Genomic DNA, 22,138 nt, shown 5'->3' with positions numbered 1-22,138 from the left:
GACAGCGGGGCGGTTCGCGCATCCGAGACTCGGGTCGGCTGCACCTCCGGTCCGCACCCGCGGCGCGCGAGCGGTGGGAAGGGGGCCCGCCGAGTACCCGTCGAGGGCGGGCGACGGCGCGCGCGGAACGGCGGGGCGCGCGCCGCCGCGCCGCCTAGCATGGGGCGGGTGACCGACCAGCAGGAGCCTCCCGTCCGCCTCCGCCCCGAGATCCTGGCGCTCCCCGCCTACAAGCAGGGCCGCGCGGCCGCCGCCGACGCCTTCAAGCTCTCCTCCAACGAGAACCCGTTCGACCCGCTGCCCTCCGTGCTCGAGCGGGTCCGCGAGGTGGACGACTTCAACCGGTACCCGGACGCGGCGGCGACCGCCCTGCGCACGGCGCTCGCCGCGGACTACGGCGTCCCGATCGAGGAGGTGATCATCGGAGCCGGCTCCGTCGCGGTCATCGCCCAGCTCATCACCGCGGCGGCGGGCCCGGGCGACGAGGTCGTCTACGCCTGGCGCTCGTTCGAGGCCTACCCCTCGCTCGTCACGACCGCGGGCGCCACCAGCGTGCGCGTGCCGCTGCGCGCCGACGACACCCACGACCTCGACGCCATGGCGCAGGCCGTCACCGAGCGCACCCGCCTGCTGATCGTGTGCAGCCCCAACAACCCCACCGGCACCGTCGCCACCGCCGACGACGTCGAGGCGCTCCTCGAGCGCGTCCCGGGAGACGTCCTCGTGCTCCTCGACGAGGCGTACGCCGAGTTCGTCGACGACGAGCGGGCCGTGGACGGCACCCGCCTGCTCGGCCGCTACCCGAACCTCGTGATCGCCCGCACCTTCTCCAAGGCGTACGGTCTCGCCGGCCTCCGCGTCGGCTACGCGATCGGCCACGCGCGGATCCTCGACGCCGCCCGCTCCACCGCCATCCCGCTCTCGGTCACCCGGTTCGCCGAGACCGCGGCGGTCGCCTCCCTCGAGCACCGCGAGGAGCTCCTCGAGCGCGTCCACCGCATCACCCGCCTCCGCGACGACCTCTGGCGGGCACTGCTCGACCAGGGCTGGACCATCCCGGAGTCGCAGGCGAACTTCCTCTGGTTCGACACCCGCGAGGACACGGCGCGGGCCGCCGAGGTCTTCGAGCGCGCGGGAGTCGTGGTGCGCGCGTTCCCGCCGGAGGGGATCCGCGTCTCCGTCGGCGAGGCGAGCTCTGTCGACAAGCTCCTCAGCGCGGCGGCCGAGATTGTGGCTTCCCTCCCCGAGGGCCACCCCGCGAGACGGATAGGTTAGTCGGGTGGTAGCCACCAGCACGGAGTCGCCGACTGTCCAGTTCCTCTCCGCGGACGGGCGGTTCTCGCCGACCCCCGCGGCCGAGCAGTACGCCTCCTACCTCGACGGGGTGGACGAGGCGCAGCACCGCTCCTTCTACCGCGAGATGGCGGTGGTCCGCCGCTTCGACACCGAGGCCGCGAACCTGCAGCGCCAGGGCCAGCTCGGACTGTGGGTCCCGAGCCACGGCCAGGAGGCGGCGCAGGTCGGCTCCGCGTTCGCGATGCGCCCGCAGGACCACGTGTTCCCCTCCTACCGCGAGCACGTCGTCGGCAAGATCCGCGGCATCGACCTGCTCGGCGTCCTCGCCCTCCTGCGCGGCACGACGCACGGCGGCTGGGACCCGACCGACCCGACCAACGGGAACTTCCACCTCTACACGCTCGTGCTCGGCTCGCAGGCCCTGCACGCGACCGGCTACGCGATGGGCCTCACCCTCGACGGAGCGACCGGCACGGGAGACCCCGAGAAGGACGCGGCCGTCGTCGTCTACTTCGGCGACGGCGCCTCCAGCCAGGGCGACGTCAGCGAGGCGATGGTCTTCGCCGCGAGCTACCAGGCTCCCGAGGTCTTCTTCCTCCAGAACAACCACTACGCGATCTCGGTCCCCGTGGCCACGCAGTCACGCAGCCCGCTCTACCTCCGCTCCTCCGGCTTCGGCATCCCCGGCGTGCAGATCGACGGCAACGACGTGCTCGCGAGCTACGCCGTCACCGCGAAGCACCTGCAGGACGCCCGCTCCGGCGGCGGCCCTCAGTTCATCGAGGCGCTGACCTACCGGATCGGCGCGCACACCTCGAGCGACGACCCGACGAAGTACCGCACCGACGACGAGCTCGCCTCGTGGGTCGCGAAGGATCCGATCACCCGCTTCGCCGCGTTCCTGCGGAGCGAGGGCGTGGAGCAGTCCTTCTTCGACGAGGTCGACGAGGAGGCGAAGGACTTCGCGTCCGACATCCGCCGCAGGCTCCTCGCCCTCGAGGTCCCGCCCACGGGCGTCATGTTCGACCACGTCTACTCGGAGCCGCACGTGCTCGTCGAGGAGCAGAAGGCGTGGCTGCAGCGCTACGAAGAATCGTTCGGAGGCGAGTGATGACGATCGACACCAGCACGACGGCCGCGCAGCCGCCCCTCACCGGGTCGCAGCTCGAGTCGATGTCCATGGCCAAGGCGCTCAACGCCGGCCTCCGCCGCGCGATGACGCAGGACGACCGCGTCCTCCTGATGGGCGAGGACATCGGCCCCCTGGGCGGCGTCTTCCGCATCACCGAGGGCCTGCACGCCGAGTTCGGGGCGAAGCGCGTGCTCGACACGCCGCTCGCCGAGTCCGGCATCGTCGGCACCGCGATCGGTCTCGCGATGCGCGGGTTCCGCCCGGTGTGCGAGATCCAGTTCGACGGGTTCATCTACCCGGCGTTCGACCAGATCACCTCGCAGCTGGCCAAGATGACCAACCGCCACGAGGGCGCGATCACCATGCCCGTCGTCATCCGCGTGCCCTACGGCGGGCACATCGGAGCGGTCGAGCACCACCAGGAGAGCAACGAGGCGTACTTCGCGCACACCGCGGGCCTGCGCGCGGTCAGCCCGTCGACCCCGAACGACGCCTACTGGATGATCCAGGAGGCCATCGCCTCGGACGACCCCGTCATGTTCTTCGAGCCCAAGAGCCGCTACTGGCCCAAGGGCGACGTCGACCTCAGCGGATCCGCCGCGCCGCTGCACGCCAGCCGCGTCGTCCGCCAGGGCACCGAGGTCACGCTGGTCGGCTGGGGCCCGATGGTCGCCGTCCTCCTGCAGGCCGCCGAGCTCGCGGGCGAGGAGGGCACGAGCGTGGAGGTCGTCGACCTGCGCTCGCTCTCCCCGATCGACTGGGAGCCGCTGCTCGCGTCGGTCCGCAAGACCGGCCGGCTCGTCGTCGCGCAGGAGGCGTCCGCGAACGTGAGCCTCGGCTCCGAGATCGCGGCGACCGTCACCGAGCGCGCCTTCTTCTCGCTGGAGGCGCCGGTCCTCCGGGTCGCCGGCTTCGACACCCCCTTCCCGCCCGCCAAGGTCGAGAAGCTCTTCCTCCCCGACGTCGACCGCGTGCTCGAGGCCGTCGACCGCTCGCTCGCGTACTGACGCGCGCGACATCCGCCCTCACGAGCCCACAGGAGTCCCCCCGATGACAGAGCAGTTCCTCCTCCCCGACGTCGGCGAGGGCCTCACTGAGGCCGAGATCGTGGCCTGGAAGGTCAAGGTCGGCGACGAGGTGGCCGTCAACCAGGTCCTCGTCGAGATCGAGACCGCCAAGTCGCTCGTCGAGCTGCCCTCGCCGTTCAGCGGCACCGTGGTCGACGTGCTCGTCGACGAGGGCCAGACGGTCGACGTCGGCACCGCGATCATCACCGTCCAGGCCGGAGCCGGCTCGATCGGCTCCGAGGTGCCGGCGATCCCGGCCCACCCCGCGCAGGCCGCCGCTCCGCCCGCCCCCTCCACCACCGAGCCGGGCGAGGGCTCCGGAGCCGCGCTCGTCGGCTACGGCACCGCCGGCGGACACGTCCAGACCCGCCGCCGCCGACCGGGCGCCACCGCCCCGGCCGCCGCGCCCGCCGCCCGCCCGACGGCACCCGCCCGGCCCGCCTCCGTGCCGGCGGCCGCCGCGCTCCCCGTCATCGCGAAGCCGCCGATCCGCAAGCTCGCGAAGGACCTCGACGTCGACCTCCTCGAGGTGCAGGCCACCGGCCTCGCCGGCGAGGTCACCCGCGACGACGTCATCCGTCACGCCTCCCAGGCCAGCGTCTTCCGCAACATCCAGACCCCCGCCTGGGGCGACGACCGCGAGGAGCGGATCCCCGTGCGCGGCGTCCGCAAGGCGATCGCCGCCGCGATGTCGACGAGCGCGTTCACCGCGCCCCACGTCAGCGTCTTCGTCGACGTCGACGCGACCCGCACCATGGAGTTCGTCAAGCGCCTCAAGAACTCGCCCGACTTCGCCGGCGTCAAGGTCTCTCCGCTGCTCATCATGGCGAAGGCCATCATCTGGGCCGTCCGCCGCAACCCCACGGTGAACTCCGCCTGGACCGACACCGAGATCGTCGTCCGCCACTACGTCAACCTCGGCATCGCCGCGGCCACCCCGCGCGGCCTGCTCGTCCCCAACGTCAAGGACGCCCAGTCGATGAGCCTCCTCGAACTGGCCCAGGCCCTCGAGAAGCTCACGCTGGACGCCCGCGACGGCAAGACCACCGCCGCCGACATGCAGAACGGCACCATCACCATCACCAACATCGGCGTCTTCGGGATGGACACGGGCACCCCGATCCTCAACCCCGGCGAAGTCGCGATCATCGCCCTCGGCACGATCAAGCAGAAGCCCTGGGTCGTCGACGGCGAGGTCCGCCCCCGCTTCGTCACCACGGTCGGCGGCTCCTTCGACCACCGCGTCGTCGACGGCGACGTGGTCAGCCGCTTCGTCGCCGACGTCGCCAGCGTGCTGGAGGAACCGGCGCTGCTTTTGGATTGAGCGGACTCCTCCTTCGTCGTCGTCCGCTCCGCGGTCGGCTTTCCGAGGTGGTGCGTTCTGTGGAGCGGGTTGCGTACCGCTACGTCGAATCGCTGGCACGCGATTCGCCGGTGAGCTCGGCGCTGCGGGTGAGCGGCGGTGCTCGGTCGAGCGGACTCCTCCTTCGTCGTCGTCCGCTCCGCGGTCGGCTTTCCGAGGTGGTGCGTTCTGTGGAGCGGGTTGCGTACCGCTACGTCGAATCGCTGGCACGCGATTCGCCGGTGAGCTCGGCCCTGCGGGTGAGCGTGCACTGACTGGGGCTCGGCCCAAAGGGCGAGCGGGTGGGAGCCGGGGCGGCCGGGCGACGGGCGGAACGTCAGCTGAGGCGGCCGGCCCTTCGCTGTCGAGGGAGGCTGTGGGGTCTCGGCTCAGGTTGCGGCGGGCCGCGGGATGAGACAGCGCGGGGGAGCGGGGTGGCGTCCGGTCAGTGGGGAGGGACGGCGAAGGAGTGCAGGGCGAGATCGTCGCTCAGGCGGGCGGCGACGCGGGCGCCGCGGACGCTGGTGCCCTGGGGGTCCAGCGGCGGGCTGACGACGGCGGCGCCGAGGCGGCCGGGAGCGGCGAGGACGAGGGCGCCCGAGACGCTCGACTTGGCGGGGACGCCGACCGCGCGCATCCAGCGGCCCGAGCCGTCGTAGACGCCGCACGTCGCCATGACCGCGACCACGTCGCGCGCGACCGACGCCGGTACGACCCGCTCGCCGGTCCCCGGGTGCACGCCGCCGAACGCCAGGGTCGCACCCATCGCGGCCAGGTCGCGGACGTCGACCAGCACGGCGCACGCCCGGGCGTACGCGGAGACGGCGTCGTCCGCGCTGCGGTGCAGGGTGCCCTCCGCGCGCATCAGATGCGCGAGGGCGTGATTCCGGTCGCCGAGCAGGTGCTCGTCGGCGGCGACGCTCTGGTCCAGGGAGAGCGGCCGGCCGGCGAAGGCGGAGAGGCCGCGGAGGATCCGCTCGCTCCGGCCGTCGGCGTCGCCCCCGTCGACCAGGGCGGCGGTCAGCAGCGCTCCGGCGTTGACCATCGGGTTCGGCGGGCGCCCGGTGCCGCTCTCGAGCTTGAGGGCGTCGAAGGCCTCGCCGGTGGGCTCGATGCCGACGCGGTCGAGCGCGTCGCCGCCGGTGTCGAGCAGCGCGAGCGCGAACAGGAACGGCTTCACGGCCGACTGGATGCTGAACCGCCCCTCCGCGTCGGCGCTCGCGCGGACGGACCCGTCGGGCAGGACGAGCGCGATCGCGCACAGACCCGGGTCGGCGTCCGCGAGCGCGGGAATGCTGTCGTCGACCTCGCCCCCGTCGTCCGGCAGCACCTCCCGGCGCAGCGCCTCGAGGTCGTAGGCCAGGGGATCGGGGAGCGGGCTCATCCGCCCACTCTGTCAGGGCGGGGAGCCCGTCGCGTCCCGGACCTCAGGCGAGCCCGAACTCCGCATCCAGCGCGTCCAGCTCCACCGCGAACGACGCGCGCAGACGCTCCTTCTCGCCGGCGGGCAGCCACGAGGCGTCCACTCCGGTCAGCGCCATCTCGCGCAGCTGCGCGGCGGTCGCGCCGATCGGGCCGGCGGCGAGGCGGTACTCGTCGGCGAGCGTGGTCGGGAACATCCCGGGATCGTCGGAGCACGGCACGACCCGCAGTCCCGCGTCGAGCATCGCCCGGATCGACGCGCGCCGCCAGGGCCGCCACGAGCGGCGCGAGGTCGTCGAGGCGACGGTGAACACCACGCCCTGCTCGCGGACGCGCTCGACGACGGCGGGGTCCTCGAGGACGAAGTAGCCGTGGTCGATCCGGTCGCAGCCCAGCAGGTCGAGGCAGGTCGTCGTGTTGGCCGCGGTCGGGGCGTGCTCGGAGGAGTGGGCGGTCCGGCCCAGACCGGCCTCCCCGGCGAGGCGGTAGGCGTCGGCGAAGCGCTCGGGCGGACCGGCCGTCTCGAGGTTGTCGAGCCCGATCCCCGCCACGTACTCGTGGGGGTGGCGGACGACCTCGCGGACCAGCTCGAGCGCCTCCTCCCCGCTGCGGCTGCGGTCGATGCCGGCGATCATCCGCCCCGTCATGCCGAAGTCGCGCTCGGCCATCCGGATGCCCTCGGCGTACGCCTCGACGCTGCCGCGGTAGCCGAGCCCGGCGAGGTGCCCCGGGACGCCGTCGAAGAACAGCTCGAGGTGGCGGGTGCCGCTCGTGCGGTGGGCGTCCTCGAACGCCTCGTGCACGATCCGGGTCAGGTCCTCGGGGGTGCGCAGCAGCTGCACCACCCAGTTCGAGACCTGGAAGAGCGAGTACGAGACCGCGGGCTCGTCGGCGGAGCGGCCCTGGGGCACCGGGATCACGGTGTCGCGGTAGAGCGCCGGGTCCGGGGGCAGCGAGTTGATGTCGGCGAAGATCCGCTCCGGCTCGGCAGGCAGGGCGAGGCCCTCGCGGCGGGCGAGCTCGGCGAAGGTCGCGGGCCGCACGGTGCCGATGAGGTGGCAGTGCAGGTCGGCCTTCGGGATCCGGCGGATCCACTCGTCGGGCACGACGGCGGTGGGGGTGGTGCTCATGGCGGTCTCCGGAGGTGCGGGATCGGACGGTCGGGGCCCCGTGCGCAGGCGTAGCGCACGGGGCGGGCCGCTACTGGGCGGTGACCTCGCGGGCGAAGCGGTCGACCCACTCCGAGCGGGTGGGGACGAGCTCGGCGGGGTCGAGGGTGGAGTAGCCGGCGGCGGTCGGGTCGGCCGCGATGTCGCCGACGACGGCCGTGATGGTGTCGGGCACCTCCGCCGAGAGGTTCACGGGCAGGTCGCCGACGATCGCGGCCGAGGAGGTCTGCGCCTCGACCGAGAGCAGGTAGTCGATGAACTGCTCGGCGGCGTCGACGTTCGCGGCTCCGGTCGGGATCATCGCGCGGTTGGTGGCCATGTAGCGGCCGGTCGCGGGCGGGGTCCATCCGATCGGCTCGCCGGAGGCGACCAGGTCGGTGGCGAAACCGCTGAGGGCGTCGGCGGCGACGATCTCGCCCTGCGTGAGCAGGTTGGTGACCTCGGTGGAGGAGCTGTAGAACTGCAGCACTCCGGGGGCCCAGTCGGCGAGGGTGCTGAGGGCCGAGTCGATGTCGTACGGGCCGGAGCCCTCGGTCGCGGCGACTCCGCTGACCATCAGCTGGCCCGCGGTGACGGAGATGTCGGGCAGCGCGACCTTCCCGGCGTTCGCGGGGTCGGAGTAGACCGACCACCGCGCCGCCTGCTCGGCGGTGAGGGCGTCGGTCGAGTAGAGCGTGCCGTTGAGCTGGTAGCTGTAGGCGGGACCGAGGTAGGACTCCTCGGTGGCGAAGCCGGCGACGTCGGCGAGGGCGGGGACCGAGGCCGCGTCGACCTGCTGGAACAGGTCGTCCTTCTGGCCGAGCGCGGCGTAGTAGTCGCTGATCAGCATCACGTCGACGCCGGGGTCGTCCCCGCCGGCCAGCTGGAGCTGGGAGAGGCGGTCGGAGTTGGAGCCCGTCTCGACCTCGACCTCGATGCCGGTGGCCTCGGTGAACGGGTCGATCACGGCCTCCTGGAACTCCTCCACGCCGAAGGGGAAGGTGCTGACCACGAGCGACTGCGCGTCGGACTCGTCGGAGGAGCCGGAGCAGCCGGCCAGGGCGAGGGTGCCGATGACGGCCCCCGCGGTGAGGGCGAGCGTGCGCCGGGCGGTGGTGCGGGACATGGCGGGTCCTTTCGAGGGGCGGTGCGGTGCAGGAGGGGCGGGCGGTGCGGTGCGGTGCGGGAGGGGCGGTGCGGTGCAGGAGGGAGCGGCCGGTGCGGTGCGGGAGGAGCGAGGGGCGGGAGGACCGCGGCGGATCAGGCCGGGACGTCGGCGGCGAGCGGCACCAGCCGCGCGGCCGGCGCCGAGACCACGACGGCGTCGCCGGGGGCGAGCGCCGCCGATCCGTCGGCCCGGACGTCCGACACCAGGCGCACCGGGGCGCCCGAGGGGTCGGTCGCGGCCACGGTGACCAGCACGTCGACGCCGCGGTAGGCGACGTCGACGATCACGCCGTCGAGCGCGAGCCCGGGCGAGGCGGGGGCCGTCGCGGAGACCGCGAGGTGCTCGGGCCGGACCGTCGCGAGCGACCCGTCCGCGAGGACGAGGAAGTTCTCGTAGCCGAGGAAGTCGGCGACGAAGCGGTTCGCGGGGGAGCCGAAGACGGCGCTCGGGGCGCCCTGCTGCATGATCCGCCCCGCGCGCATCAGGACCATCTCGTCGCTCATCTCGAGCGCCTCGTCCTGGTCGTGGGTGACGAGCACCACGGTCAGCCCGGTCTCGGCCTGGATGCGCCGGATCTCGGAGCGCATCTGCACGCGCAGCCGGGCGTCGAGGTTCGACAGCGGCTCGTCGAGCAGGAGCAGCCGCGGCCGGATCGCGATGGCCCGGGCGAGCGCGACCCGCTGCTGCTGGCCGCCGGAGAGCTTCCGCGGCCGGCTGGCGGCGAGATGCGCCAGGCCCACCATCTCCAGGCTCTCCACGACCCGCGCCTGCCGCTCCGCCCGCCCGACTCCGCGCAGCTTCAGCCCGTAGCCGACGTTCTCGGCGACGCTGAGGTGCGGGAACAGCGCGTACGACTGGAAGACCATGCCGAGCCCGCGCTTCTCCGGGGGCAGCTTCGTGCTGTCCAGACCGTCGATGAGTATGCGGCCGGAGCTGGGGGCCGAGTAGCCCGCGAGCATCCGGAGCGAGGTGGTCTTGCCGCAGCCGCTGGGGCCGAGCAGGGTGGTCAGCCTCCCCGCGGGGATCGCGAGATCGATGCGGTCGACGGCGGTGAAGTCACCGAAGACCTGGCTGACGTTGACGAATTCCGCTGCGGCGCTCATCGGTTGATGCCTCCGAAGATCTGGGCGAAGCCGACGCTGCGCTCGGCGAGGAACGCGATGACGACGGTCGCCGCGAGGATGAGGGTGGAGGTGGCCGCGACCATCGGGTCGTAGCTCTGCTGCACGTAGTCGAGCATCGTGACGGGCAGGGTCCTGGCGTCGCGGCTCTGCAGCAGGAGCGACAGGGGGACGTTGTTGAAGGACGTCACGAAGCCGAGCAGGGCGGCCGAGAAGACGCCGGGGCGCAGGATCGGCAGCGTGATCGTGAAGAAGGTGCGCAGCGGTCCGGCGCCGAGTCCGCGGGCGGCCTCCTCCAGCGCCGGGTCGCTGGTGGCGAGCGAGGCGCCGGTGACGCGCACCGCGTAGGGGAGCAGGAGCGCGGTGTGGCCGATGAGGAGCACGGCCGCGTTGTCGACCTTGAGCGTGACGACGAGCTGCTGGAACAGGGCCAGCCCGACGACGAGCTCGGGCACGATCAGCGGCGAGAGGAAGAGCCCCTCGACGATCCCCTTCCCCGGGATGCGTCCGCGGTGGATGGCGAGGGTCGCCGGGATCCCGACCAGGAGCGCGATGGCCGTCGAGAGGACGGCGAGCTGAGCGCTGGTGGCGAGCGACTCGAGGAACGGGTCGTACGAGAGCGCCTCGCCGAACCAGCGGAACGAGAAGCCCTCCGGCGGGAAGCGCAGGGTGGATCCGGCCGTGAACGCCGTGGCGACCACGAACAGGATCGGCACGATCATGATCACGTAGCCGGCGACGGCCAGGGTCGCGGCGACGGGGCGGCGGGTCCTCACGAGACGGCCCCCCGGCGGGCGACGAGCGAGGAGAGCCCGGAGACGAGGAAGACCAGGATCGTCATCACGATCGCCGTGGCCGACGCGCCCGCCCAGTCGATCGTCACGCTGGAGTACGAGAACAGCTGCGTGCTCAGCATCCGCTGCGAGGACCCGCCGAGCAGGTACGGGGTCGTGTAGGCGGTCACGGAGCCGGCGAAGACGAGGGTCGCCGCGACGACGATCCCGGGGAGCGAGAGCGGCACCACGACGTCCCAGAAAGTCCGGGTGGGGCTCGCGCCGAGGCCGCGGGCGGCGTCGTCGAGCCCGGCGTCCACCTGCGAGACGGCGGAGTAGCAGGAGATGATCGCGAGCGGGAGGAACAGCTGCGTGAGGCCGAGCACGATCGCCAGCTCGGTGTAGAGCAGCTGGGGCGCCTCGTCGACCAGGCCGGTGGCGACGAGGAGCTGCCCGATCGCGCCGTTCGAGCCGAGGACCACGAGCCAGCCGAAGGTGCGCACCACGTTGCTGAGCAGCAGCGGGAAGATCGCGAGGGCCAGCAGCACGCCCGCCCAGCGCGAGGTGGAGCGGGCCAGCAGGTAGGCGATCGGGAAGCCGAGGACGACGCAGATCAGCGTGACGACGAGGCCGATGCCGACGGTGCGGCCGATGATCCGCAGCTCGTACGGGTCGGTCAGCATCTGGCCGACCCTCGCGATCACGTCCGCGGCTGTGGCGCCGGGCGGCGCGAACAGCATCACGAGCGACGGGACCACGAAGAACAGCAGCAGGAACCCGAGTCCCGGCAGGAGCAGGAGGGGAGCGGATCGTGTCCTCACGGGCGGCTCCTTCCGAGGCGAGCGGTCGCCGGCTGCGAATGTAACCGGTTGCATCGACCCTACGGGTGCGGCGGTACCCGGTCTGCGTCGCCCGTGTAAATTCCGTGTTTCGGAATCCGGGGCCGCTTCGCGCCGCCGGTGCGACCGGTTGCAGAAGGGCCCCTATGCTCGCGGGAGGACCGCAGGGAGGAGCCGGATGGCCACGCTCGCCGACGTCGCCGCCCTCGCCGGCGTCTCGAAGGCCACCGCCTCGCGCACGCTCTCGCGCCCGGAGGTCGTCTCGCCCGAGACGGCCGCCCGGGTGCTGACCGCGGCGGCCAAGCTCGGCTTCATCCCGAACTCCGCCGCGCGCCAGCTCGCCCGCGGCCGCACCGGCGTCGTGGCCCTGGTCGTCCCCACGCTCGACAACGCCTTCTTCACCCCGATCATCGGAGGGGCGCAGCGCCGCGCCGACGAGGACGGCCTGCAGCTGACTGTCGCTGTGCACCCGCTCGAGGCGGTGCGCGAGCTCGGCGCGTTCGACCGCCTCTCGCGGCAGGTCGACGGCTTCATCGTCGTCGCTCCCCGCGGCGGGGACGAGCTGCTGCTGGCGGCCGGATCGCAGAAGCCGACCGTCCTCGTGGACCGCGAGGTCGACGGTCTCGCCTCCGTCGTCGCCGACACGGCCGCCGCGTTCGGGTCGCTGGTGGCGCGCTTCGCCGCCGACGGCCACGCGCGCGTGCTCTACCTCGGCGGGCCGGAGGGCTCCTGGCAGGACAGGCAGCGCACCGCGGCCGTGCACGAGGCGGCGGCGAGCGGTGGAGCGCGGCTCACGGTGCTCGGGCCGTTCCCGGCCACCTTCGCGGCCGGTGTCTCGGCCGCCGCCGCGGTGCGCGAGTCCGGAGCGACGGCGGTCGTGCCCTACGCGACCGCCCTCGGGCTCGGGGTGCAGTACGCGCTGCTCGCCTCCGGCGGTCTCCCGGAGCGGCTCGTGGTGAGCTCGGAGCGGTCGATCGTCGACGCGCTCGGGCTGGTGGGGGTCCCGGCGGTCGACGTGGACGGCGAGCAGCTGGGCCGGGCGGCCGCGGAGCTGCTCATCGAGCGCCTCGCCCATCGCGACGCCCCGCCCGAGCGCCGCCGCCTGCCGGTGCCGGTGCAGTGGCCCGCGGACTGAGCGGGGACGGCTCCCGGCAGGGCCCGCAGGACCGCGCGGCTCCGAGGAGCCGGACGCGGTCCCGCGGGCCGGAGGCGGCTATGCCGTGAGCGCGACCGCCGTCCACGAGACGGGCGGGAGGGTCAGCGTCAGCACCCCGTCCTCGAGCGATGCCGGGGCTTCGCGCAGGCGCACGCGGTCCTGGTCGTCGCGGGTGTTCTTCGCGTAGGGGTCCTCGTCGAACAGGGCCACCGCCTCCGCGATGCTCGAGACGCCGAGGCCGCTGACGTCGACCGTGACCTCGATCGGCTCCGTCTGCGACCGGTTCACCAGGAAGACGGCCGCGCGGCCCTCGTCGACGGTGGCGACGGAGTCGATGAGCGGCGCGTCGCCGTGGCGGGCGGTCGAGTAGGTCCCCGCGTCGATCCGGGGGCGCAGCACCGAGCCGGAGGCCAGCCGCGCGGTGGTCGAGAACGGGAAGAAGGTGGTCTGGCGCCACGCGGCTCCGCCCGGCTCGGTCATGATCGGCGCGATCACGTTGACGAGCTGCGCGAGGGAGGCGGAGGTGACCCGGTCGGAGTTCTTCAGCAGCGTGATCATCAGGTTGCCGAGGACGACGGCGTCGGCGACGGAGTACACGTCCTCGAGCAGGCGCGGGGCGTAGGCCCACTCGCGGGTGCTCTGGTCGCCCTCGGCGTCGGCCTTCTCCTTGGCCTGCCACTCCTCGAGGTACCAGACGTTCCACTCGTCGAAGGAGAGCTTGATGTCCTTCGTCTTCTTGAGCTTGAACTTCACGTGGTCCACGGTCGCCGCGACGGTGGCGATGAAGTACTCCATGTCGAGGGAGGAGGCGAGGAAGGAGCCGAGGTCGCCGTCGTACTCCTGGTAGTAGGCGTGGCACGAGACGTACTCGACGTCGTCGTACGCGTGCTCGAGGACGACGCGCTCCCACTCGCCGAAGGTCGGCATGGACGAGCTCGACGAGCCGCAGACGACCAGCTCGAGCGAGGGGTCGGCGATCTTGAGGGCCTTGGCGGTGCGGGAGGCGAGCTTGCCGTAGTCGTCGGCGCTCATGTGGCCGACCTGCCAGTCGCCGTCCATCTCGTTGCCGAGGCACCACATGCGGATGTCGTAGGGCTCGGTCCCGCCGTTGGCGATGCGCTGATCGGCGAGAGCGGTGCCGGCCGGTCCGTTGGCGTACTCGAGGACGTCGAGCGCCTCGAGGACGCCCCGGGTGCCGAGGTTGACGGCGTACATGATCTCGCTGCCGGTGAGCTCCGCCCACTTGGCGAAGTCGTCCAGCCCGACCTCGTTCGTCTCGAGCGAGTGCCAGGCCAGGTCGCGGCGGCGGGGGCGCTCGGAGCGCGGCCCGACGCCGTCCTCCCAGCGGTAGCCCGAGACGAAGTTGCCGCCGGGGTAGCGGATCGTCGTGGTGCCCAGCTCCTTGACCAGCTCGACCACGTCGAGGCGGAAGCCGTCCTCGTTCGAGGCGGGGTGGCCGGGCTCGTAGATGCCGTCGTACACGCAGCGGCCGAGGTGCTCGACGAACGAGCCGAAGAGGCGCGGAGTGACGGGGGCGACGACCGCGGCGGGGTCGAGGCTGATGCGCGCGGTGGCGGCGGGGGCGTCGGTCATGAGGGGCCTTTCGGGCTTCGGGCTCCCGCAGCGGGCTCGGCGGCGAGCAGTCTTTCTAACGTTGTACACGATGGTCCGCCCCGCCTCGGCCGCTGTCAAGAGCGGCACGGACCCCGCCGGCCTGGCCGCTCGCCGCTGCCGAGGGCGGAAGACCTCCTCACCTGTCGCGCCTCCCCGCCACTGCTCAGCGCACCTGTGCTCGACTGGGCGGGTGCCCTCCTCCGATGCCGTCATCGACGCCTGCTCCGAGCTCGCCGACCGCGCCGACGCCCTCGCGGCCGCCCATCCCCGCCCGCGCGCGTTCCTCGCGGCCGTCGCGAAGGACGTCGCCGGCATCCGCAGCGCCCCGCTCGGCGCCCTCGACCTGGCGAACGGCGGCCGCAACCGGGTCCGGGGGAAGGGCTTCCGCCGCCCCTACGACGACGGAACCCGCGGCCAGGCCCGCCACTTCGCCGGAGTCGCGGGCGCCACGCTCTACCTCGGCGGCCCGCTCGCGCACCTGTTCCTCCGCACCGTCGGCGGCGACGTCCGCGGCTCGGCCGACGACCGGCTGACGACGCGGGCCGTGGAGTGGAGCAGGCTCCTTCGTCGCGGAGACCTGGCCGTCGCGGACGCGGGAGCGTGGATCCGTCGCGAGATCTGCAGCAGCGGGACCTGCGCCTAGGCCCCGGCCGATTCCCGCCCGGCGACTGGAGTCTCCGCGATCGGACGGCCCGCAGTCGACTCCCGGCCGACAACGGTGAAGGCCGCCTCGTGCAGGGTCCCGGGTCCGGTGCGGGTGCCCTCGATCCGGGCCTGCAGCACCTCGACCGCGGTCCGCGCGATCTCGTCGCGCCCCGAGTCCACGCTGGAGAGGCTGGGGGAGGAGTAGCGCGCCTCGTCGATGTCGTCGAAGCCGATCACCGCCACCTCCTCGGGCACGCGGACCCCCGCCTCCTGGAGCGCCCGGACCGCGCCGAGCGCGAGGGTGTCGTTGAGCGCGAACACGGCGTCGAAGTCGAGTCCGGAGGCGAGCACGCGCCGCATCGCCTCGGCGCCGCCCGAGCGCCGCCACGGGCCCGAGACGCCGATCATCCGCTCGTCGTAGGCGATGCCCGCCTCCGCGAGCGCGGCGCGGTAGCCCTCGAGGCGGAGCGACGCCGAGCTGACCGCGGCGTCGGGGTGCGTTCCGAGCGCCACGATCCGGCGCCGGCCGGTGGCGAGCAGGTGCGCGGTGGCCGCGTGCGCCGCCGCGGTGTTCTGCATGGTGACGTGGTCGACCAGCCCGGTGAAGATCCGCTCGCCGAGCAGCACCAGGGGGAAGCCGACCGCGAGCGCGTCCTCGTCGGCGAGGCCCAGCGGGCTGAAGAGCAGGCCGTCGGTGAGCTGCCGGCGCTCGCTCGCCAGCACGCTCCGCTCGCGCTCGGGGTCGCCGCCGGTCTGCTCGATCAGCACCGTCAGGCCCCGCTCGTCGGCGGCGCGCATCACGCTGTCGGCGAGCTCGGCGAAGTAGGGGAGGCTCAGCTCGGGCAGAGCGAGGCCGATCACGCCGGTGCGTCCGCGGCGCAGGCTCCGCGCGGAGAGGTTGGGGCGGTAGCCCAGCTGCGCGATGGCCGCCTGCACCCGGGAGCGGGTGGCGGGGCGCACGTGCGGATAGTCGTTGATCACGTTCGAGACGGTCTTGATCGAGACGTCGGCGGCGCGGGCGACGTCGTGCAGCGTGACGGCCACGGTCCTCCCTCCGCTCGGCCCTCACGCTACCCCGGGGCTCGGCTGCGGGCTGTCGCGGATCGACGCAGGAAGGGCGCGCGAGCGCGGTGCTGCAACGGGACGTGCTCCGCCTGCGTCGGCGGATCTCAGCCGGGCGCGCCAGAGCGATTTTGACAATCGTTATCAATAGTCGTTACCGTGGAGGGACCCGCCCGGCCCTGACCCAGATCGGCTCACCGTGAAGACCCGCCTCCTCGCCCTCACCGCCCTCCTCGGCGGCACCGCGCTCGCCCTGAGCGGCTGCTCCGGAGCGGGCAGCGCCTCCGACAGCTCCTCCGACGCCGCCGCGGGCGGGCCCGTGAAGGTCGTCGCCTCGACGAACGTCTACGGCGATCTCGTCTCGAGCATCGGCGGCGACCTGGTCGAGGTGACCAGCATCATCGACAGCCCGGACAAGGACCCGCACGAGTACGAGGCCACCGCCCGCGACCAGCTCGCCGTGTCCGGCGCGACCCTCGTGATCGAGAACGGCGGAGGCTACGACCACTTCCTCGACACCATGATCAGCGCGGCCGGCACCGAGGCCCCCGTCATCACGGCCACCGTGATCGCCGGCCTGGAGGACGTCCACGACCACGCGGAGGAGGAGTCGGAGGGCGAGCACGAGCACGCGGAGTTCAACGAGCACGTCTGGTACGACCTCTCGGTGATGAAGGAGGTCGCGGGGCGGATCGGCGACGAGCTCGCCGCGCTCGACCCCGACAACGCCTCCGCCTACTCCGCCGGCCTCGCCACCCTCGACGAGGGGCTCGATGCCCTGATCGCCCGCGAGAGCGAGCTGAAGGGCACGCTCTCCGGCCGCTCCATCGCGATCACCGAGCCCGTCCCGCTGTACCTGACCGACGCGCTCGGCCTGACCGACGCGACTCCCGAGGCCTTCAGCGAGGCGGTCGAGGAGGGCACCGACGTCCCCGCGACCACGCTCCAGGAGACGCTGGCGCTGTTCTCCGGCGAAGCCGTCGACGCGCTGATCTACAACGAGCAGACCGAGGGCGCGCAGACGGACGCGGTGCTCGACGCCGCGAAGGCCGCCGGGATCCCGGCCGTCCCCGTCACCGAGACGCTGCCCGAGGGCGACGACTACACCGGCTGGATGACCGCCAACCTCGACGCGATCGAGGGAGCCCTCTCCCAGTGAGGCACGACTCCCCGACCAGGCCCGTCTCCCCGGAGGCGGGCCCTTCGGCGTCCGTGCTGCGGCTGCGCGGCGCCGGGCTACGCTTCGGCGACCGCGAGCTGTGGAGCGGCGTCGACCTCGACGTGCGCGCCGGCGAGTTCGTGGCGGTGCTCGGCGCGAACGGCTCCGGCAAGACGAGCCTCCTGCGCGCGGTGCTCGGCCAGCAGCAGCTGAGCGCGGGGGAACTGCAGGTGCTCGGCGAGCCCGTGCACCGCGGCAACCGGCGCATCGGCTACATCCCGCAGCAGAAGCTCGCCGACGAGGGCACGCCGCTGCGCGCCCGCGATCTGCTCGGGCTCGGGATCGACGGCCACCGGTTCGGCCTGCCCCTGCCCTCCCGCTCCCGGCGCGCGGCCGTCGACGCGCTGCTCGAGGCCGTCGGCGCCACCGCCTTCGCCGACGCGCCCATCGGCAGCCTGTCCGGCGGCGAGCAGCAGCGCGTCCGCGTCGGCCAGGCGCTCGCGGGGGACCCGGCGCTCCTGCTCTGCGACGAGCCGCTGATCGCGCTCGACCTCGCCCACCAGCGGGCGGTCAGCGAGCTGATCGACCGGCATCGACGCGAGCGGAACCTCGGCGTCCTTTTCGTCACGCACGACGTGAATCCCGTGCTCGGCATGGTGGACCGCGTGCTCTACCTGGCCGGCGGCCGGTTCCGGATCGGCACCCCCGACGAGGTCCTGCGCTCGGAGGTGCTCAGCGAGCTCTACGACGCACCGGTCGACGTGATCCGCGCCCGGGGCCGGGTGATCGTGGTCGGCGCCCCCGATCACTCGCACGTGCACGAGCACGAGGAGGGGCAGTCGTGACGGACGTCTGGTCGCAGATCTTCGACTTCTCGGACTACGGAGCGCTGCTGTCGCTGCTGATGAACTCGGTGATCGCCGGCGCGGTCCTCGGAGTGGTCGGCGGGCTCATCGGCGTCTTCGTGATGTCGCGCGACATGGCGTTCGCGGTCCACGGCATCAGCGAGCTCTCGTTCGCCGGGGCCTCCGCCGGTCTGCTGCTGGGCGTCGGGGTCGTCGAGGGATCGATCGTCGGCTCGCTGATCGCGGCGGTCCTGATCGGCGTGCTCGGCTCGCGCGCCCGCGACCGCAACTCGATCATCGCGGTGCTGATGCCGTTCGGACTCGGCATCGGCATCCTCTGCCTGGCCCTGTACCCGGGGCGCAGCGCGAACAAGTTCGGCCTGCTCACCGGGCAGATCGTCGCCGTCGACGACCCGCAGCTCGGGTGGCTGATCGGCATCTCGGTGGTCGTCCTCGTCGGGCTCGCGCTGATCTGGCGGCCCCTCACCTTCGCGAGCGTCGACGCCGACGTGGCGGCCGCGCGCGGCATCCCCACCCGGGCGCTCTCGATCGCGTTCATGCTCCTGCTCGGCCTGGCGGTCGCCGTCTCGGTGCAGATCGTCGGCTCGCTGCTCGTGCTCGCGATCCTGGTGACGCCCGCGGCGGCGGCGCTGCGCCTCTCCGCCTCGCCGGTCGTCGTGCCGCTGCTGAGCGTGCTCTTCGCCGTCGGCGCGCTGGTGGGCGGCATCCTGCTCGCGCTGGGCGGGTCGATCCCGATCAGCCCGTACGTGACGACGATCTCGTTCGCGATCTACGCGGTCTGCCGGATCATCGGCCGCAAGGGCGTCCGGCGCTCCCGGCTCGCCGTCGGCGGGGGGCGGTAGCGTGGCCCGGGTCGTGCGGAGTGGAGGTGGTCCAGTGGTCAAGCGCAACACGTGGCAGCGCGAGGCGGTGCGCGAGGCTCTCGGGCGTCGCGAGGACTTCGTCAGCGCCCAGGGCCTGCACAGCGCGCTGCACGCCTCCGGCTCGCCGATCGGGCTCGCGACGGTCTACCGCGCGCTCTCGGACCTGGCCGTGGAGGGCGAGGCCGACTCGCTGCAGTCTCCCGAGGGCGAGAGCCTCTACCGCGCCTGCACGCCCGGGACGCACCACCACCACCTGATCTGCCGCCGCTGCGGGCTGACGGTCGAGATCGCGGCCGACGAGGTCGAGGAGTGGGCGCGCTCGGTCGCGTCGCAGAACGGCTTCACGGACGCCCACCACGTCGTGGATGTGTTCGGGCTCTGCGCGGCCTGCACGGCGGAGCTCGCCGAGGCCTGAGGCCGGTCCGATCGGGGGCCCGTTCGCCGGAGCCCCTCGACCCGCGAGCGGCTCAGGCGGGGAGGAACACGCCGATCGACCGGTCCTTCACCACGGAGCCGGCCGGCAGCACCCGCCCGCTCATCGCGAGGTAGACGCCCGGCGGCAGCAGCTGCACGGCGGCGACCGCGGTGCCGAGGTTGAACGCGGCGTCGCTGTCGAGCATCCGTGCGGGCTGCATCGCGCCGGTGAGGACGACCACCCGATCGCGGACGACGCCGAGGGCCTCGGCCGTCGCGGTCATCGTGTCGGTGCCGTGGGTGAGGACGATCCGGTCCTCCTCGGCGGCGAGCACCCGCTCGCGGATGAGGGCCCGATCGGCGTCGTCGAGCTCGAGGCTGTCCTTGGCGAGGACCTCCTCGACGCGGAACTCGAGCGTGGTGAGCACCGGGGCGAGCAGGCGCGGCACCATCGGGGAGCCGATCTCGAGCTCGCCCGCGAGCGAGTACTCCTTGTCGACGGTGCCACCGGTGGTGAGGACGAGGATGCGGTCAGTCACGCGATCAGACTAGGCGCCGCCTCCGACACCGGCACGTTCGTGCGCAGTGGCCGCGCCACCCGGCGGCGGCGGCCCGCATCCGGAACGATGGAGCGCATGACACGCTCCTCCCCGTCCCTCCTCCGCACCGGCGCCAAGGTGCTCCTCGGCTCCGCCCTCCTCTTCGCGGGGGTGAGCCACCTCACCCGCAAGCGGGAGGAGTTCCAGGCGCAGGTGCCGGAGTGGGTGCCGCTGGACAAGGACGCGGTCGTGCTGGCCTCGGGCGTGGTCGAGATCGGGCTGGGCGCCTCGCTGGTGCTCGCGCGCCGCCGGGCGCCGCTGGCCGGAGCCGCGGCCGCCGCCTTCTTCACCGCGATCTTCCCGGGCAACATCTCGCAGTGGGTGACGCGGACGAGCGCCTTCGGGCTCGACACCGACCGCAAGCGCGCCGTGCGCCTCGCGTTCCAGCCGCTGCTGGTGGCGTGGGCGCTCTGGTCGACCCGGCGTCCGCGGGGCTGATCCCGCTCGGACGATCCGGCTCGGCGGACGACACGGCACCGGCGACGAGCGCGTGCCGTCCGCCGCGGAGGGGGAGTCCCCTCAGCCGCCGTCGTGCTGCGCCTCGGCCAGCAGCGGCGCGAGCAGCTCCTCGATCCGGCGCCGCGCCCCCTCGGCGTCGCCCGCGGCGATCGCCTCGACCAGCTCGGCGTGCTGCCGGGCGTGCAGGTCCTCCTCGCCGACGACGTCCTCCTCCAGCACCGACTCGAACATGCCGGTGAGGCCGTCGTAGAGCTCGACGAACAGGTCGTTGTGGGTCGCGACGACGACGGCCCGGTGCAGCGCGGTGTCCGCGGCGATCCGCTCCGCGAGCTCCGGCGCCTCCCACGACCGGGCCCGGCGGGCCAGCAGGGCGCGGAGCGACGCGACGTCCTCCCCGGTGCGGCGCTCGGCCGCGAGCGCGGCCGTCGCCCCGTCGATCGCGAAGCGCAGCTCCAGGCCCTCCCGGCGGGCGGCGCTCGGGATGCGGCGGCGCAGCGACTCGGCGAGCTGCGAGCGTGCGGTGACGAACGTGCCGCGGCCCTGCTCCCGCCGTACGAGGCCCGCCTGCACGAGTGCCTGAACGGCCTCGCGGACGGAGTTGCGGCCCGCGCCGGTCCAGCGGGCGAGCTCCGCCTCCACCGGGATCCGCTGGCCGACGGCCCAGCGGCCGGAGCGGATCTCCTCGTGGAACAGCGCGGTGACGTGGTCGATCACGCTCTCGCGCTGGAACGGCGCCGCAGGGCTAGACTCGCCGAGATTCATCCCATCATCCTATCTCTTGGGGACTCCATGACCGCAGCACCGACGCTCCGCGCCACCGCCCTCCTCGCCCTCGCCGCGATCGCGATCACCGCGCTGAACCTCCGCACCGCCGTCACCGGCTTCAGCCCGCTGCTCGACACCATCGGCGCCGACCTCGGCTTCGGGCCCTCGCTCTACGGGGCGCTGGGCACGATCGTCACCGCCTCCTTCGCCGTCTTCGGCTTCGTCGCCGCGGCCGTCTCGCGCCGGATCGGTCTGGAGCGCACGCTCGCGATCGCGACGCTGGTGTCCACGCTGGGCATCGCCCTCCGCGCGCTGAGCCCGAGCCCGGTCGCGCTCGTGCTCTCGACCGTCGTCGCCTTCGCGGGCGTGGGCACCACGAACGTGCTCATCGTGCCGATCGTGAAGCGGTACTTCGCCGAGCGGATCAAGACGGTCAGCTCGCTCTACCTGGCGCTGCTGCAGGTGGGCCAGTTCGTCGCTCCGCTGGTCGCGGTGCCGCTGGCCTCGACGGCCGGCTGGCGCTGGGCGATCGGGATCTGGGCCGTGATGACGGCCGCGGCCTGCCTGCTCTGGGCGGCGCTCGCGGCCCGCGGAGCAGGCGGGGCGGCCCCGGCCGCTGCCGGCGGCCGCGTCGACGGGGCGTGGCGCACGCCGCTGCTCTGGGCGATGGTGCTGATGCTCGGGATGACCGGTCTGCACACCTACGGGATCATCACCTGGCTGCCGACGATCCTCGTCGACGCGGGCGCGGACCCGGCGCAGGGCGGGGCGCTGCTGGCGCTGTTCTCGGTGTTCGGCCTCGCCGCCGCGTTCGTGGTGCCGCCGCTGACGCTGGGGATGCGCAACCCGGTCGTGGTCGTGGTGGTGTGCTGCGCGCTGCTCGCCGTCGGCTACGCGGGCCTCGTCGTCGCTCCGCTGGAGGGTGCCGTGGCGTGGGTGGTCTGCCTCGGGCTCGGCGTCAGCACCTTCCCGATGACGCTGACGCTCGTGAACGCGCGGACGCGGACGACCACCGGCTCCTCGACCCTCTCCGGCGCCACGCAGGGGCTCGGCTACGGGCTCGCCTGCCTCGGCCCGCTGCTGATCGGCGTGCTCTACGAGGCGCAGGGGGACTGGAGCGGCGCGTACGCGCTGCTGTTCGCCGGAGTGGCGGTGCTGCTGGTCAGCGGGATCGTCGCGTGCCGCCCGCGCTTCCTCGAGGACGAGGCGGCGCTCCGCCGGGCCTGAG

The 22,138-nt window shown here is 73.2% G+C and carries 22 protein-coding genes; 12 read left to right on the top strand and 10 right to left on the bottom strand.

The features are described from left to right. The first annotated feature begins 168 nt into the window (after window positions 1-168). Genes hisC through GSU45_RS14375 form a run of 4 tightly spaced genes read left to right on the top strand, consistent with a single transcriptional unit; the run spans window position 169 to window position 4,819 of the window. A complete protein-coding gene (gene hisC, locus GSU45_RS14390) occupies window positions 169-1,275 on the top strand; it encodes a histidinol-phosphate transaminase (RefSeq protein ID WP_244248129.1) in 1,107 nt (368 codons plus the stop codon). Between the two features lie 4 nt (window positions 1,276-1,279). Beyond that, window positions 1,280-2,407: a thiamine pyrophosphate-dependent dehydrogenase E1 component subunit alpha gene (locus GSU45_RS14385; RefSeq protein WP_104226633.1), complete on the top strand. Its 1,128-nt coding sequence runs from the start codon at window positions 1,280-1,282 to the stop codon at window positions 2,405-2,407. Further along, complete coding sequence (locus tag GSU45_RS14380; protein WP_159915919.1) at window positions 2,407-3,435, top strand: alpha-ketoacid dehydrogenase subunit beta; 1,029 nt, start codon at window positions 2,407-2,409, stop codon at window positions 3,433-3,435. Before GSU45_RS14385 ends, GSU45_RS14380 begins: the two co-directional genes overlap by 1 nt. 43 nt (window positions 3,436-3,478) lie before the next feature. Next, window positions 3,479-4,819 carry a dihydrolipoamide acetyltransferase family protein gene (locus GSU45_RS14375; RefSeq protein WP_104233554.1) on the top strand — a complete coding sequence of 447 codons (1,341 nt, stop codon included), beginning with the start codon at window positions 3,479-3,481 and terminating at the stop codon, window positions 4,817-4,819. Window positions 4,820-5,282: 463 nt separating this feature from the next. Here the strand turns inward: GSU45_RS14375 and glsA are convergent, their stop codons facing one another. The 6 genes from glsA to GSU45_RS14345 form a co-directional block, all read right to left on the bottom strand. Next, complete coding sequence (gene glsA / locus GSU45_RS14370) at window positions 5,283-6,221, bottom strand: glutaminase A (protein ID WP_159915917.1); 939 nt, start codon at window positions 6,219-6,221, stop codon at window positions 5,283-5,285. 43 nt (window positions 6,222-6,264) lie between these two features. Continuing rightward, on the bottom strand, window positions 6,265-7,389 hold the full coding sequence (locus tag GSU45_RS14365) for a hypothetical protein (RefSeq protein ID WP_244248128.1): 1,125 nt from the start codon (window positions 7,387-7,389) through the stop codon (window positions 6,265-6,267). Window positions 7,390-7,459: 70 nt separating this feature from the next. Further along, window positions 7,460-8,533 carry an extracellular solute-binding protein gene (locus tag GSU45_RS14360; RefSeq protein WP_159915915.1) on the bottom strand — a complete coding sequence of 358 codons (1,074 nt, stop codon included), beginning with the start codon at window positions 8,531-8,533 and terminating at the stop codon, window positions 7,460-7,462. 134 nt (window positions 8,534-8,667) lie between these two features. After that, window positions 8,668-9,678, bottom strand: coding sequence for an ABC transporter ATP-binding protein (locus GSU45_RS14355; protein ID WP_159915913.1), 1,011 nt, complete (start codon window positions 9,676-9,678; stop codon window positions 8,668-8,670). Continuing rightward, on the bottom strand, window positions 9,675-10,472 hold the full coding sequence (locus tag GSU45_RS14350; protein ID WP_159915911.1) for an ABC transporter permease: 798 nt from the start codon (window positions 10,470-10,472) through the stop codon (window positions 9,675-9,677). The genes GSU45_RS14355 and GSU45_RS14350 overlap by 4 nt, the downstream gene beginning before the upstream one ends. After that, a complete protein-coding gene (locus GSU45_RS14345; RefSeq protein ID WP_159915909.1) occupies window positions 10,469-11,290 on the bottom strand; it encodes an ABC transporter permease in 822 nt (273 codons plus the stop codon). The genes GSU45_RS14350 and GSU45_RS14345 overlap by 4 nt, the downstream gene beginning before the upstream one ends. A gap of 196 nt (window positions 11,291-11,486) precedes the next feature. On the opposite strand from GSU45_RS14345, the gene GSU45_RS14340 reads away from it, so the two are divergent. After that, complete coding sequence (locus GSU45_RS14340) at window positions 11,487-12,443, top strand: LacI family DNA-binding transcriptional regulator (RefSeq protein WP_159915907.1); 957 nt, start codon at window positions 11,487-11,489, stop codon at window positions 12,441-12,443. 78 nt (window positions 12,444-12,521) lie between these two features. Here GSU45_RS14340 and GSU45_RS14335 read toward each other — a convergent pair whose 3' ends face one another. Further along, window positions 12,522-14,057, bottom strand: a complete 1,536-nt coding sequence (locus GSU45_RS14335) for an alpha-N-arabinofuranosidase (RefSeq protein WP_159915905.1) — start codon at window positions 14,055-14,057, stop codon at window positions 12,522-12,524. Between the two features lie 211 nt (window positions 14,058-14,268). Here GSU45_RS14335 and GSU45_RS14330 point away from each other — a divergent pair, with 211 nt between their 5' ends. Then, on the top strand, window positions 14,269-14,721 hold the full coding sequence (locus GSU45_RS14330) for a hypothetical protein (RefSeq protein ID WP_159915903.1): 453 nt from the start codon (window positions 14,269-14,271) through the stop codon (window positions 14,719-14,721). Here the strand turns inward: GSU45_RS14330 and GSU45_RS14325 are convergent. Continuing rightward, the gene (locus GSU45_RS14325; protein ID WP_159915901.1) at window positions 14,718-15,767 is read right to left on the bottom strand and encodes a LacI family DNA-binding transcriptional regulator; all 1,050 of its coding nucleotides are present in this window, start codon (window positions 15,765-15,767) and stop codon (window positions 14,718-14,720) included. The genes GSU45_RS14330 and GSU45_RS14325 overlap by 4 nt on opposite strands. Before the next feature lie 217 nt (window positions 15,768-15,984). On the opposite strand from GSU45_RS14325, the gene GSU45_RS14320 reads away from it, so the two are divergent. From GSU45_RS14320 to GSU45_RS14305, 4 genes are read left to right on the top strand one after another with little or no spacing between them, the layout of a single operon-like run. Then, window positions 15,985-16,944, top strand: a complete 960-nt coding sequence (locus GSU45_RS14320; protein ID WP_159915899.1) for a zinc ABC transporter substrate-binding protein — start codon at window positions 15,985-15,987, stop codon at window positions 16,942-16,944. Further along, complete coding sequence (locus GSU45_RS14315) at window positions 16,941-17,789, top strand: ABC transporter ATP-binding protein (protein ID WP_104247996.1); 849 nt, start codon at window positions 16,941-16,943, stop codon at window positions 17,787-17,789. Before GSU45_RS14320 ends, GSU45_RS14315 begins: the two co-directional genes overlap by 4 nt. Before the next feature lie 59 nt (window positions 17,790-17,848). Further along, window positions 17,849-18,652 carry a metal ABC transporter permease gene (locus GSU45_RS14310; protein ID WP_104224551.1) on the top strand — a complete coding sequence of 268 codons (804 nt, stop codon included), beginning with the start codon at window positions 17,849-17,851 and terminating at the stop codon, window positions 18,650-18,652. 34 nt (window positions 18,653-18,686) lie between these two features. Further along, window positions 18,687-19,088 carry a transcriptional repressor gene (locus GSU45_RS14305; RefSeq protein ID WP_104238381.1) on the top strand — a complete coding sequence of 134 codons (402 nt, stop codon included), beginning with the start codon at window positions 18,687-18,689 and terminating at the stop codon, window positions 19,086-19,088. Between the two features lie 52 nt (window positions 19,089-19,140). Here GSU45_RS14305 and GSU45_RS14300 read toward each other — a convergent pair whose 3' ends face one another. Beyond that, a complete protein-coding gene (locus tag GSU45_RS14300; RefSeq protein ID WP_159915897.1) occupies window positions 19,141-19,626 on the bottom strand; it encodes an asparaginase domain-containing protein in 486 nt (161 codons plus the stop codon). Window positions 19,627-19,722: 96 nt separating this feature from the next. Here GSU45_RS14300 and GSU45_RS14295 point away from each other — a divergent pair, with 96 nt between their 5' ends. Beyond that, window positions 19,723-20,124, top strand: a complete 402-nt coding sequence (locus tag GSU45_RS14295) for a hypothetical protein (RefSeq protein ID WP_159915895.1) — start codon at window positions 19,723-19,725, stop codon at window positions 20,122-20,124. Between the two features lie 81 nt (window positions 20,125-20,205). On the opposite strand, the gene GSU45_RS14290 is transcribed toward GSU45_RS14295, so the two are convergent. Then, window positions 20,206-20,907 (bottom strand): FCD domain-containing protein, encoded by a 702-nt coding sequence (locus GSU45_RS14290; protein WP_159915893.1) that lies wholly within the window; start codon window positions 20,905-20,907, stop codon window positions 20,206-20,208. Window positions 20,908-20,934: 27 nt separating this feature from the next. On the opposite strand from GSU45_RS14290, the gene GSU45_RS14285 reads away from it, so the two are divergent. Beyond that, on the top strand, window positions 20,935-22,137 hold the full coding sequence (locus GSU45_RS14285; protein WP_159915891.1) for an MFS transporter: 1,203 nt from the start codon (window positions 20,935-20,937) through the stop codon (window positions 22,135-22,137). Window position 22,138: the final 1 nt, after the last annotated feature.

The sequence above is a fragment of the Rathayibacter sp. VKM Ac-2801 genome, assembly GCF_009834245.1.
Classification (GTDB): Bacteria; Actinomycetota; Actinomycetes; order Actinomycetales; family Microbacteriaceae; genus Rathayibacter.
This window is presented reverse-complemented; position numbering and strand designations above follow the sequence as displayed.

What these genes read in the sequence shown, in the direction of transcription:
- GSU45_RS14380 (WP_159915919.1), top strand. Translation starts at nt 2,407, where the DNA reads ATGACGATCGACACCAGCACGACGGCCGCGCAGCCGCCCCTCACCGGG.
- GSU45_RS14375 (WP_104233554.1), top strand. Translation starts at nt 3,479, where the DNA reads ATGACAGAGCAGTTCCTCCTCCCCGACGTCGGCGAGGGCCTCACTGAG.
- glsA (WP_159915917.1), bottom strand. Translation starts at nt 6,221, where the DNA reads ATGAGCCCGCTCCCCGATCCCCTGGCCTACGACCTCGAGGCGCTGCGC.
- GSU45_RS14365 (WP_244248128.1), bottom strand. Translation starts at nt 7,389, where the DNA reads ATGAGCACCACCCCCACCGCCGTCGTGCCCGACGAGTGGATCCGCCGG.
- GSU45_RS14360 (WP_159915915.1), bottom strand. Translation starts at nt 8,533, where the DNA reads ATGTCCCGCACCACCGCCCGGCGCACGCTCGCCCTCACCGCGGGGGCC.
- GSU45_RS14355 (WP_159915913.1), bottom strand. Translation starts at nt 9,678, where the DNA reads ATGAGCGCCGCAGCGGAATTCGTCAACGTCAGCCAGGTCTTCGGTGAC.
- GSU45_RS14340 (WP_159915907.1), top strand. Translation starts at nt 11,487, where the DNA reads ATGGCCACGCTCGCCGACGTCGCCGCCCTCGCCGGCGTCTCGAAGGCC.
- GSU45_RS14335 (WP_159915905.1), bottom strand. Translation starts at nt 14,057, where the DNA reads ATGACCGACGCCCCCGCCGCCACCGCGCGCATCAGCCTCGACCCCGCC.
- GSU45_RS14310 (WP_104224551.1), top strand. Translation starts at nt 17,849, where the DNA reads ATGAACTCGGTGATCGCCGGCGCGGTCCTCGGAGTGGTCGGCGGGCTC.
- GSU45_RS14295 (WP_159915895.1), top strand. Translation starts at nt 19,723, where the DNA reads ATGACACGCTCCTCCCCGTCCCTCCTCCGCACCGGCGCCAAGGTGCTC.
- GSU45_RS14290 (WP_159915893.1), bottom strand. Translation starts at nt 20,907, where the DNA reads ATGAATCTCGGCGAGTCTAGCCCTGCGGCGCCGTTCCAGCGCGAGAGC.
- GSU45_RS14285 (WP_159915891.1), top strand. Translation starts at nt 20,935, where the DNA reads ATGACCGCAGCACCGACGCTCCGCGCCACCGCCCTCCTCGCCCTCGCC.